The organism is Kitasatospora sp. NPDC057198 (assembly GCF_042670125.1).
Taxonomy (GTDB): Bacteria; Actinomycetota; Actinomycetes; order Streptomycetales; family Streptomycetaceae; genus Kitasatospora.
Genome location: NZ_JBHUWH010000278.1, coordinates 1 through 10497, shown reverse-complemented (window position 1 = coordinate 10497; position 10497 = coordinate 1). Strand labels below are relative to the sequence as shown.

At 72.2% G+C, this 10497-nt stretch carries 12 protein-coding genes; 5 read left to right on the top strand and 7 right to left on the bottom strand.

Going from position 1 to position 10497, the window contains the following annotated elements; all coding sequences use genetic code 11:
* Positions 1-226 precede the first annotated feature (226 nt).
* The 3 genes from ACFUEL_RS26420 to ACFUEL_RS26410 form a co-directional block, all read right to left on the bottom strand.
* Complete coding sequence (locus ACFUEL_RS26420) at positions 227-844, bottom strand: hypothetical protein (RefSeq protein WP_380239256.1); 618 nt, start codon at positions 842-844, stop codon at positions 227-229.
* Between the two features lie 286 nt (positions 845-1130).
* Entirely contained in the window at positions 1131-1904 is a 774-nt protein-coding gene (locus tag ACFUEL_RS26415) for a hypothetical protein (protein ID WP_380239255.1), read from the bottom strand.
* 94 nt (positions 1905-1998) lie between these two features.
* Complete coding sequence (locus tag ACFUEL_RS26410) at positions 1999-2454, bottom strand: hypothetical protein (RefSeq protein ID WP_380239254.1); 456 nt, start codon at positions 2452-2454, stop codon at positions 1999-2001.
* A 281-nt stretch (positions 2455-2735) separates the two neighbouring features.
* On the opposite strand from ACFUEL_RS26410, the gene ACFUEL_RS26405 reads away from it, so the two are divergent.
* Together ACFUEL_RS26405 and ACFUEL_RS26400 are read left to right on the top strand one after the other, a co-directional pair.
* Positions 2736-3275 carry a transposase gene (locus tag ACFUEL_RS26405; RefSeq protein ID WP_380239253.1) on the top strand — a complete coding sequence of 180 codons (540 nt, stop codon included), beginning with the start codon at positions 2736-2738 and terminating at the stop codon, positions 3273-3275.
* Positions 3272-3691: a VOC family protein gene (locus ACFUEL_RS26400; RefSeq protein ID WP_380239252.1), complete on the top strand. Its 420-nt coding sequence runs from the start codon at positions 3272-3274 to the stop codon at positions 3689-3691. Before ACFUEL_RS26405 ends, ACFUEL_RS26400 begins: the two co-directional genes overlap by 4 nt.
* 52 nt (positions 3692-3743) lie before the next feature.
* Here ACFUEL_RS26400 and ACFUEL_RS26395 read toward each other — a convergent pair whose 3' ends face one another.
* The 3 genes from ACFUEL_RS26395 to ACFUEL_RS26385 all read right to left on the bottom strand — a co-directional run bounded on the left by ACFUEL_RS26395 (position 3744) and on the right by ACFUEL_RS26385 (position 6840).
* Positions 3744-4052 carry a hypothetical protein gene (locus ACFUEL_RS26395; RefSeq protein ID WP_380239251.1) on the bottom strand — a complete coding sequence of 103 codons (309 nt, stop codon included), beginning with the start codon at positions 4050-4052 and terminating at the stop codon, positions 3744-3746.
* 1010 nt (positions 4053-5062) lie between these two features.
* Positions 5063-5947, bottom strand: coding sequence for an LLM class flavin-dependent oxidoreductase (locus ACFUEL_RS26390; RefSeq protein ID WP_380239250.1), 885 nt, complete (start codon positions 5945-5947; stop codon positions 5063-5065).
* Complete coding sequence (locus ACFUEL_RS26385) at positions 5944-6840, bottom strand: NmrA/HSCARG family protein (RefSeq protein WP_380239249.1); 897 nt, start codon at positions 6838-6840, stop codon at positions 5944-5946. The genes ACFUEL_RS26390 and ACFUEL_RS26385 overlap by 4 nt, the downstream gene beginning before the upstream one ends.
* Positions 6841-6985: 145 nt before the next feature.
* On the opposite strand from ACFUEL_RS26385, the gene ACFUEL_RS26380 reads away from it, so the two are divergent.
* From ACFUEL_RS26380 to ACFUEL_RS26370, 3 genes are all read left to right on the top strand, one after another.
* Positions 6986-7573 carry a TetR/AcrR family transcriptional regulator gene (locus tag ACFUEL_RS26380; RefSeq protein ID WP_380239248.1) on the top strand — a complete coding sequence of 196 codons (588 nt, stop codon included), beginning with the start codon at positions 6986-6988 and terminating at the stop codon, positions 7571-7573.
* Positions 7574-7769: 196 nt separating this feature from the next.
* Positions 7770-8201 carry a VOC family protein gene (locus tag ACFUEL_RS26375; protein ID WP_380239247.1) on the top strand — a complete coding sequence of 144 codons (432 nt, stop codon included), beginning with the start codon at positions 7770-7772 and terminating at the stop codon, positions 8199-8201.
* A 418-nt stretch (positions 8202-8619) separates the two neighbouring features.
* Positions 8620-9000 carry a hypothetical protein gene (locus ACFUEL_RS26370; RefSeq protein WP_380239246.1) on the top strand — a complete coding sequence of 127 codons (381 nt, stop codon included), beginning with the start codon at positions 8620-8622 and terminating at the stop codon, positions 8998-9000.
* Between the two features lie 54 nt (positions 9001-9054).
* On the opposite strand, the gene ACFUEL_RS26365 is transcribed toward ACFUEL_RS26370, so the two are convergent.
* The gene (locus ACFUEL_RS26365; protein ID WP_380239245.1) at positions 9055-10086 is read right to left on the bottom strand and encodes an ROK family protein; all 1032 of its coding nucleotides are present in this window, start codon (positions 10084-10086) and stop codon (positions 9055-9057) included.
* Between the last annotated feature and the right edge of the window lie 411 nt (positions 10087-10497).

Below are 10497 nucleotides of genomic sequence, written 5' to 3'. Positions count from 1 at the left end.
CCCCAGGCATCCGAACGGCCGCACGGCACCCCGCCGTGCGGCCGTTCCGCCGTTCCGCCGTTCCGCCGGGAACGTGTGCCGGTGTGACCAGGCCGCAGTGGCCGAACATCGTGGACCGTGCTCCCGCACACCGCGCCGGCGTACCGGCGCCTGTCCTCCCGTCCCGCCCCCGCGTCGTACGTGAGCTGCGCTGCGATGCCGAAGAACTGGATCAAGCGAAGACCAGCTACGCCCAGGACCTCCGGCCCACGCCTGTCCGGGCTGCACTCGGCATGTCGGCCGACACCCCCACACGGCCGGCCCCCGCCGACGAGGAAGCGCTGATCTCGCCGGCCACCCCGAGGTCACGACGCATGGCGTCCCCCATGGCCTGGATCAGCGGCCAGAGCGCCTGTTGCGCCTCCGCCACCGTTTGCAGCGTCTCGCCCGGTCGCGGGTTCCCCTGCTCCTGACGCTTCACCTGCCCATACACGCGGGTCAGCTCGTCATTCACTTCCTGAGCCGCCACGAGCACCACACCGGGCGCGACCATGATCGTCTCCGACCAGCGGCTCCGCTGGGCGTCCTTGGCCTCCTCCAGTACCCGTACGTCCTCGTCCTCGATCTCTCGATCCCGCATGACGTAGAGGTGCCGGCTGAGAGCCGTGGCGAACTGCCGGACATCCCGGTGCAGGTCGGTGTAGCTCTTGCGGCGCAGCTCGCGATCCTCACGCGCCTCCTGGATGGACCGGCTCAATGCCAGCTCGCGCTGCTTGGTGCGGTCGGCGCCGCGCTGAGTGAGCAGCGCAGCCCCAAGAGTTCCCGCAACGCCGACCACCGCAACCAGTGCCGCCCCCATGTCCATGAACAGCACTTTAGGCTCCGAACAGCACGGCTGGAACCGGACCCGTCCCAGTCCTCGCCGCAGTCGCTCCGCACATCGACCAAGCGACCCATTGCGAGCGGATCGCGGCGGAAGACCGGCAGGGGCGGCACCTCAGGGCCTCCACCGGAAGGCCCCGGAACCGCCCGCCGCGCCCCGAGCGACTCCCGGACCCGTCGACATCGATCAAGGGGCCGACTCACGCGGTGACTTCCGAAGCCGTCAACAAACGACTCCCATTCTCGGCGTACAGAGCGCCGTCACTGCTTCAGGTGCCGGGCCCGTGCGCTCCTCGGGACGGTGATGTCGGCAGAGGCCGACTTCCCAGGGCAGCGGCGAGCGCGTCGTTCTGGGGCCGGGTGAGGTCGAGCGCCCACAGCACCGCCGATTCGTCCGGGTCCGGTTCGGTTCGCCGGTGACTGCCACCGCTCAGCGGGGAGTCGGCGCCACTACGGCGTCTCGCTGCGGGCCGCCTGTTCCGGAGGAGGTGGTCGGCCGTGTTCCGGGCGGAGTCGTCGGGTGCCTCGACGGCCGTGAGGGCGGCGCTCACCCGTGCCGGGGCCTCCGGTGGCAACTCGTCGTCGGCGAGCAACGGCAGCAGGAGCAGGAGTCGGGCCGCGGTGTCGTGCACGCCGGGTGCTGCCAGGTCGGGCGTCTCGGCGATGTGCGCGATGTCCCGCCAGGACAGGCCCGGTCCGTACCAGTCGCCGTCGAAGCCGGCCACTTCCTCTGCCCGGTGCCAGTCCGCCCGGGTCAACAGGTAGTCGATCCCGAGGTCGCCGACGAGGTTCCGGTAGACGACGACTGCGCTGTGACCACCTCGGAACGGGATGCGGAACGTCGGCCAGGCTTGGTCGTCCAGGAGGACCTCGGCCAGGGCGTCGGTGTCGGCGCCGTCGTCACCGAACCACTCGGGCACCGGCCGGGCGCCACCCGCGGCGGACCGGCACATGGCCAGGAGGTGATTGGACCAGAACCCGGCGCGCCCAAGCAGCCGCTCGCCCTCGACCAGCGGCCCGAAGTCGTATCCCTTGATCAGCACGGGCCGGAGCCTCTCAGGCCCCACCGACGTTCCATCGCGCTCGGTCCGTCCCCAGCAGCGAGACAGCCCTCCGGGGCTGCGCCGCTGAAGAGGCTCAGCAACTCCAGCTGTAGAGGCCGCCGTTCGAATCCAGTGCGGAGGCCGCGAGCCCGGCGACCCCACGCAGGGTCGCCAGGAGGTCGTCGTCGGCGAGGTCGTCGAACCCCTCCGCCCGGAGCCTGACGGCCCACCGGTTCGCCAGGGCCTCCAGTTCGGCGGGGCGCGCGCCGGCCAGGGTCCGGGTCAACCGCTGCGGCAGGGCGAACACCTCGACGCCGTCGTTCAAGGGGGGAGTGACGTACTCCGGCCACGACTGCCACGCCCGGAACTGTTCGGCCGTCGGGGCCCCGGCCGCGGGGTCCTCGAAGTGCATGTCCCATTCGACGATGGTGGTGTCCGGCTCGTAGGAACGGCAGGTCACGGACGCGAAGCCCTCGCCGGGTCCCCGCAGGCGCGTCGCGGCGGCGGTCTCGTCGTCGGGGGCGAGGAAGAACACGATGCTGTGGGCCACCCGGGCATGGTGGCAGTCGCGCACCGGCGCGGGCGACCGGTTATCGGACTTCTTCGGCGGTGCGGCTCCAGGGCGAGGACCGGCTTCGGCTGCTGACGTCGGCCAGTTCGGGCTGCAGCGCCCGAACCGGCCGGTGCTGTGACCGCGAAGGTTCGGAGCAGTGCTCAAGACCTGTGGATCAGCCCCGGGCGGGCATGCGGAGGGCGTACCTTCCCGAATGATCCTGTGATGGTCACCGAGTGGGCCCGCGTTCGCAGCGCGGGTCGGGAAGGGGCACGCCCGTGCTCAGCGTAGTCACTGCCGACGGTTCCATCGAGTCCGGCTCCCCGATCGACGAGACCGTCCGGGAAGGCGCCCGCCGCATGCTTGCCGCCGCGCTCGAAGCGGAAGTCGGCCGGTACACGGCCGGGTTGCCGCCGGCCACCGTCACCCGGCTGACGAAGCAGTGGAGCGGCGACCACGCCGAGAAGGCCATCGACGCGTTCGCGAAGACCTGCGGCACCGGGTGGCCCGAGGCCGTCGCGAAGACCACCGACGACCGGGACGAGCTGCCGGCGTTCTACGACTTCCCGGCCGGGCAGTGGATCCGCCTGCGGACCACGAACCCGATCGAGTCGATCTCCGCGGTCGAGCTCCGCACCGAGGCCACCCGTGGCGCGGGCAGCCCGGCCGCGACCTCGGCGATGGTGTTCGAACTCGTCGAGTCCGTCCGGGCCCGCCGGCGGGCGATCACCGGCGCCCACCTGGTCGCGCCGGTCCGCGCGGGCGCCAGGCCCGAGAACGGGATCCTCGTCGAACGCCCCGGGACGGTCGCCGCATGACCCGCCCGACGCACGGCGCGCTGCACCACGTCGAGCTCTGGGTGCCCGACCTCGGCCGCGCCGTCGCCTCCCTCGGGTGGCTGCTGGAGGCCCTGGGCCACACCGTCTCCCAGAACTGGGAGACGGGCCGCAGCTGGCTGCTGGGGCCGACCTACCTGGTCCTCGAACAGTCCCCGGCCCTCACCGCCGACCGGCACGAGCGCTGTCGTCCGGGGCTGAACCATCTGGCATTCCACGTCGAAAACGCTTCCACCGTCGAGGAGTTGGCCGCCGAGGCGACCCGGCACGGCTGGCGCCTGATGTTCCCCGACCTGCACCCGCACGCCGGCGGCGACCAGCACTACGCGGCCTACCTGGAAAACAGCGACGGCTTCGAGATCGAGCTCGTCGCAATCAGCTCGCTCGACCAGAGTTGAGACCAACGGACCTGCAGGTACTGGCAATTGCTCAGGCCCGTCCGGCGCGGGATCAGTGGAGATCGCATTCCCAGGGCTCGATGTCCGGCTCACCCGGCGGAAGTTCCCCCGTGCAGTACCTGTAGAGCCACGTCGCTGCCCGGCGCTCAGCGTACTTCTTGTTGACCGGCTCCCCCTCTTCGTCCAGTTCGAGGACGTTGGCGAAGATGGCGAAGCAGATCTCGGCCTGGGAAGGGGAATCACGGAGCTCTTCCCAGTAGTCGACCCCCTCCAGCATCGGGTGGCCCACCGAGCCGCGGGCGAGCCATCCGGCGAAGCGCCGGAAGGCGCCCGAAGCACCAGGACTGAGGTGTGAAGGCATGCCACGAATATAGGTTCTGTCCGGCCGAGGCCCGGCGCCGACCTCGCGCCAGCCGCTCCAGACCGGACGGCGTTGACACGTCAAGCCTTACCGGACAGCCTTTGGGCCCCGGCCGCCGGCGCGACCCGCCACGACAGACGCGGCTGTGCCTTCCCCGGCACCGCGACTGCGGCGCCTGTCGTGATCCGGCTACGAAGGTGATCCCGGAGACGCCGCCCCGGCGTCGTTGCAGCCGTGGTCGGCCCACTCGGTGAGGAGTTCGGCCAGGCTTGCGAGCGGCGTCGTCATCGGCCAGGGGGCACGTTCCTCGCGACCTGCCCACGTCAGGTGAACCACGGCCCAGGGCGACGGCCCGTCCGCGACCCTGAACAGGACGTCGTCGCATCCTTCGCATCGTGCCGCAGCGGCGGCCCCTGCTCCGTACAGGGGGTGTCCAGGAGCCAGCTCGCGACGCAGTTCCAGCTCGAAGTCGTGCATGCCTCCATCGGGAACCCACCACGGGGCGGGCAGGAGCGACGGGTCATCCGGCAGGTGCTGCATCCCAGCATCCTCGCAGACCACTTGGGTCGTCCTCGGTCGTCGGGGCAGGTCCTCGTGCTCCAGCTGTGGATCGCGATCCCGGGTGCCCGACCGGTGACGAGCGGGCGACCGAGCGGGCGGCCCCGGACCACGGCGCGGATGATGCTCACCGAAACTCCCCCACTCTGTTGAAGGCCGGACGGGGTGGGGAGGCGTGAGTAGTCCTGGCCGTTTTCCGGGATCCTCGTCATGAGGCCCTGCTTGGTCCGGTCGGCCGGGGGAGGCCCGCTCGTGGCCGGGGCCGTGCACCAGCGCCTCAACGGCCCGGCGGAGCACGGGTTCGCCGGGTGCGCGTCGGCGGTGGTGGCCCGGCGGGTGCGGGGGATCGAATGCGGGTGGCTCGGGCGGTGGTGCCGAGAGCTGCCGCCGGAGCGGTTCGAGCGGGGATGGCGGCATGGCGGGCGCGGAGCCTCCCGGCTGGGCGGATCCGGTCAGGGCAGCAGGCGGGTGGCCATGTGCTCCCACTGGCCGACGGGGGCGCCCGGTGTGGGGGTCGCGAGGTGGAGGCTGACGTGGTCGGCTCCGGCATCGAGGTGTTCGTGGACACGGCGGGCGATGTCGTCGGCATCGCCGTGGGCCACGATCGCGTCAACGAGCCGGTCGTCGAGCGTGTTCACGTCCTGGTGCCCCAGGTCGTGCAGCAGCGTTCGCCGGTTCGGCAGGGCCGCCGCGGCCGTGGCGGCGGCCAACTCGGCAGTGCGGGCGCGGTCGGGGCTCAGCACGCACAGTTGGGTCACGGCCAGCAGTGCGTCAGGTCCGAGCACCGCCCTCGCGGTGCGGGTGTACTCGACGGGCATGCCCAGGACGGTGGCGCCCCGGGTGCGTTCGGCGGCGAGTGCGAGCATGTCCGGCTCCAGGGCCGCGAGCACATGCTGCCGCGAGGTTGTCGTGGCGGGCGGCCCGAACGGGGCGGCGTCGAAAGCCTCGAGGTAGGCGCGCATCGTGGCCGGCGGTGAGCCGTAGCGGTGACCGCGGACGTCCTCGGCGAGGCTCGGGTGGCTCTCCCACAGTCCGAGGAGGAACCGTCCGGGGAACGCCTCCGCCAGGGTGCGCCGGGCGGCGGCGGTCACCGCGTCCCGCGCGTAGATGTCGGTCATGCCGGCGGCCACGGTGATCCGCCGGGTGGCGGACAGCAGGATCGCGGCCTGCGCCATGGCCTCCCGCCCCGTGGTCTCGGCGAACCACAGGGTGCCGTAGCCGAGGTCCTCGATCGCCGCCCCGGCCTCGCGCACTCCTGCCGCGGGGTGGCTGTCGAGGTCGCCCGCCCAGATCCCGATGCGTCCGAGAGCGGGCGCATCGGGTGTGCGGGCGCTCATGCGTGCTGCCCGGTGGTGGGTCGGGCAGCGAGGAACGCGGCGATCCGGGCTGCGCCGGTGCGCTCCAGCCAGGTGCGGAGATTCATTGCCCCGGGGTGGATGCGGCGGGTTGCCGCGATGTCCGCGCGGTAGCCGCGTTCGTCGAGCCACTCGTAGGCGAACGCGAAGTCCTCGCTGAGGGCCCGGACCGCTTCGATCGGGATCCGGACGTACGGCAGTCGGCGCCCGAGCACGCTCTCGATGGTCGCCGCGATCTGCACCGGCGTGAGTTCGTCCGCCGCCAGGGCCACCGCGCGGCCGATCCACTCCTCGGGCCGGGAGAACGCGAGCGCGGTGACGAAGCCGACGTCGTCCACCGCCATGATCTGCTGGGGGGCCCCGGGGGCGAGGGCAGTGGCCAACGCCCCGCCCCGCAGGGCGTATTCGCCGGTGAAGTTCTCCATGAAGGAGACCGGCCGCAGGATCGTCGCGGGCAGGGCGAGCCCCGCGATGTGCTGCTCGATGCGCCACTTGCTGACGAGGTTCTGCGGCAGCGTTTCACTGCCGTGACGGTCCGCGCCGGCGACCGAGGTGAAGACGAAGTGCTCGACGCCGGCGGCACGTGCGGCTTCGGCGACGTTCATCCCCCAACGGACCTCGTCCTCGGCGCTGAAGTCCGGTGCGGTTCCGGGAGAGCCGACCGTGGGCTGGACGCTGAACACGCCGTATGCGCCATCGGTCGCGGCGATCAACGAGGAGACGTCCTCCATCTGCGCGCGCATGATCTGCGCGCCCGCGCTCGCCAGTGCTCGGGCCGGCGCCCCGTCCGGGTCGCGGGTGAGTGCGCGCACCTGCCAGCCGTCGCTGAGCAGGTGCCGTGTCACTGCCCGGCCCTGCAGGCCGGTCGCCCCCACGACGACGACGGTCTTTCCTGTCGGTTCCACGGATCTCCCCTGTCGCATGCCGACGAGGGGCCGCCCACTAACTGGGGTGCCCCTCCGGTTATCGGTCGATACAATATGGAGGGCCACCCCAGTTAGCAAGCCGTCAGGAGTTCCCGTGCCCAAGAGTGCAACCGGCCCCGCTCCGCGGCCGATGCGCGCCGACGCGCGCCGCAACTACGACCGGATCGTGGCCGCCGCCGAGAGCCTGGTCGCCGAGTACGGCGCCGAAGCCTCGCTGGAGGAGATCGCCCGGCACGCCGGCGTCGGCTCGGCCACACTCCACCGGCACTTCCCCTCACGGCAGTTGCTCCTGGAAGCCGTCTTCAAGGGCCGGGTGGAGGCCCTCTGCGCCGAAGCCCGCGACCTGCTGTCCGCACCCGACCCCGGAGCCGCACTCGTCACCTGGCTGCGCGCCGTCGGCGCACACGCCGTCGCCAACCGGGGACTGGGGGCATCACTCGTGCACGGCGCCCGGGACGGCGACCCGACACTGGGAAGCACCTGCCACGCCATGATCACCAGCGCGGGCGGCGAACTCCTCGACCGCGCCCGCCACATGAATGCCGTACGCCCCGACGTCACCATCGCCCGACTGCTCAAACTCGTCGGCGCCATCGCTCAGGCCACCGAGGAGGACCCCGAGGGTCCGGGCGAGGCCGACCGGCTGCTCGACCTGGCCATCGACGGGGTGCGCGCACGCTGAAGCCCCCTCTCGCAGCCGAGGGGCACAGCGCCTGTGCCCGGCCGGTCTACGTCCGCGCCGTCTCGCGGAAGCGGCCGGGCACCACGTCGCGGGCCACTGGACGGGGTCCCCGCCGGTTCGGAGGAGGACGAGGACCCGTGGGGCCCGTCCGGTCCCTGACCTGGGGAGATGTGCAGGGCCCTGTTATTCTGCGCCGATGTCAACGATCAGACAGATCCAGGTGACCTTCGACTGCGCGGACCCCGTGCGCCTCGCCGCGTTCTGGTGCGAGGTGCTGGGCTACGTCCTGCCGGAGATCCCGGAGGGCCACGCCACGTGGGAGGAGTGCTTCCGCTCACTGCCGCCCGAGGACGCGGTCTACTTCGCGTGCACCGATCCCTCGGGTGCGGGCCCGCGCCTGCTCTTCCAGCGGGTTCCCGAAGGCAAGGTCGTCAAGAACCGGGTGCACCTCGACGTGCGGGCCGGCGTCGGGCTCGTGGGCGAGGAGCGCCTCGCCACCCTCGAGGCCGAATGCGCACGGCTGATGGCCCTCGGAGGACAGCACGTGCTGACGCAGCGCGCCGACGGCGTCAACGAGTCGTGCATCACGATGCAGGACATCGAGGGCAACGAGTTCTGCCTCACCTGATCCCCCGTCATCCCCCGCCATCTTCCGCCATCTTCCGCCATCCCCCGTCGAGACCGCGAGGCGGGAAGCCGCGGCCGGCCCGAACCCGGGGCCGGGACGGGCGATGGCGCGATCAGGGGCGGGTACCGGACCGACCGGCCGGAACTCCTGCTCGTCCCGCACCCCGTACCCCGCACCCCGCTGACCGCGGCGCCGTCGCCGATGTCCGCGACGATCACCGTGCCCGAGCTGCCCAGGGCCGCTACAGCGCCCGGAACCGGGAACATCCGCAGGTTATGGCCGGCGAGGCCGAGCAGCACGTCCTCGTCGACCAGGTTCGGGCGGGTGGGCGGCATGCGCGGAGTGCATTCGGGAAGCGATCGTCGAAGCCGGTACGGGGCCCGAACGCCCGGACGGCGGTCTGTGGCAGGCTGCGGGCATGCCGGCGGATCTGAAGGAGCACGCGGGCCGCCACTACGCGGTCCGGTTCCACTACGCGCTGCCCGACGACGCCTGGGCGGTGGAGCTGAGCGAGGCGGTGCCGGTGCCGGCCGGTGACTCGGGCGGGTCGGTCCTGCTGCCGGGGCCGGCCTTCCTGGTGGCGCTCGTCCCGGACGAGGACCCGGCGCTGGAGCCGACCGTGCACGTCCACGCCCACGGCCCCGGCCACGCCCACGGCCCCGGCCACGGCGAGCGGGTGGTCCCGTACGAGGTCATGCGCTGGTTCATGGCGCAGGTCGCGGACCAGGTGGAACGCTGCCGGGCCGCCTTCGCGCTGGAGTCCGCCGCAGTGGAGGGGACCGCCGGAGCGACGGAGTGATCCGGGGGTGCAGGGTGCGGGGTGCGCGGGTCGGCCCGGCGGCCGGGGCACGCGTCAGTGGTGCGCGGGGAGGTGGTGCGCGGGGAGGTGGTGGCGGGCCAGGGCGGCGGCGCCGATCAGGCCCGCGTCGGTGCCGAGGTGGGCGGGGTGCAGGGTGAGGTGGCGGGTGAAGGAGAGGGTGGCGTAGTCGGCGAGGTGCCGGGTCAGCGGGTCGAACAGGACGCGGCCGGCCTTGGCGACGCCGCCGCCGATGACGGCCGCGTCGAGTTCGACCAGGGTGGCGGTGGCGGCGATGCCGGCGGCGAGGGCGCGGGCGGCCCGGTCGAAGGCGGCGAGGGCGAGCGGGTCGCCGGCGTGGGCGGCGCGGGCGACGGCGCCGGCGGTGGTGTCGCCGTCGGGGCCGGGGGTCCAGCCGAGTTCGGCGGCGGTGCGGGCGATGGCGGTGCCGGAGGAGAGTCCTTCGAGGCAGCCGCGTGAGCCGCAGGGGCAGGGGCGGCCGTTGTAGTCGACGGTGATGTGGCCGAGGTGTCCGGCGTTGCCGGTGGTGCCGGTGTGCAGGGCGCCGTCGAGGACGAGTCCGGCGCCGACGCCGGTGGAGACGACCAGGCACAGCGCGTTGCGGTAGGGGCGGGCGGCGCCCTGCCAGTGCTCGGCGGCGGTCATCGCGACGGCGTCGCCGCCGAGGGTGATCGGCAGGTGGGCGGCGGCGGGGTGCTGGGCGGTCTCGTCGCGGAGCGGGAACTCGCGCCAGCCGGGGATGTTGACCGGGCTGACGGTGCCGCGGGCGGTGTCGACGGGGCCGGCGCTGCCGATGCCCAGGGCGCGGACCCGCTGCCAGCCGGGGTGGCGGGCGAGGTCGTCCAGGACGTGGTCGACGGCGGTCATCAGCTCGTGCCGGTCGCCGTCGGCGGGGGTGGGCACCTGGAGCTGGTGGTGCAGGGTGCCGTCGGTGCCGACCAGGCCACCGGCGATCTTGGTGCCGCCGATGTCCAGGGCGGCGATCAGCGGCCCGGAGCCGGGTTCGCCGCCGGGGGCGGACCCGTGGGGCCCGGGGGCGACGGCGGTACCGACCATGTCGTAACTCATTGTGACGTCTCCGCAGGTGTGGCAGGGGAGCGCCACGGTGCTGGGCAGGGCGCTGCCGGGTCGTACCCGGTGATTCTGGCTCGCTCTGACAACGTTGTCCAGCGATTCCCGGTCGCGTTCCGATAACAAACCTGATCGACCATGACGTTAAGCAAAGTTTTAGTAAATAGAGCCTTGTTCGGCAATAAAACTCATGGATATCAATGTTGACCGCTCTATGGACATGGCCGGGATGTGACGTCTACGTTAAGCAGCCGAGCAGCCTGGAAGGTCGGTCACGTCCTGTCGGCTGTCGCTTCCCCCGTGTCACACGAACGATCAGCGTGAAGGATGAGCGAGATGCGCAGAGGATGGCCGGCCGTTGCGGCCGCTTCCATGGTGGTGCTCACTGCGTGTAGCAGTGGTGGTGGC

Bases quoted from the DNA above. Each gene is read 5' to 3' on its own strand.
- ACFUEL_RS26395 (WP_380239251.1), bottom strand. From the start codon at position 4,052: ATGCCTTCACACCTCAGTCCTGGTGCTTCGGGCGCCTTCCGGCGCTTC.
- ACFUEL_RS26420 (WP_380239256.1), bottom strand. From the start codon at position 844: ATGGACATGGGGGCGGCACTGGTTGCGGTGGTCGGCGTTGCGGGAACT.
- ACFUEL_RS26390 (WP_380239250.1), bottom strand. From the start codon at position 5,947: ATGAGCGCCCGCACACCCGATGCGCCCGCTCTCGGACGCATCGGGATC.
- ACFUEL_RS26370 (WP_380239246.1), top strand. From the start codon at position 8,620: ATGCCGGCGGATCTGAAGGAGCACGCGGGCCGCCACTACGCGGTCCGG.
- ACFUEL_RS26365 (WP_380239245.1), bottom strand. From the start codon at position 10,086: ATGAGTTACGACATGGTCGGTACCGCCGTCGCCCCCGGGCCCCACGGG.
- ACFUEL_RS26400 (WP_380239252.1), top strand. From the start codon at position 3,272: ATGACCCGCCCGACGCACGGCGCGCTGCACCACGTCGAGCTCTGGGTG.
- ACFUEL_RS26375 (WP_380239247.1), top strand. From the start codon at position 7,770: ATGTCAACGATCAGACAGATCCAGGTGACCTTCGACTGCGCGGACCCC.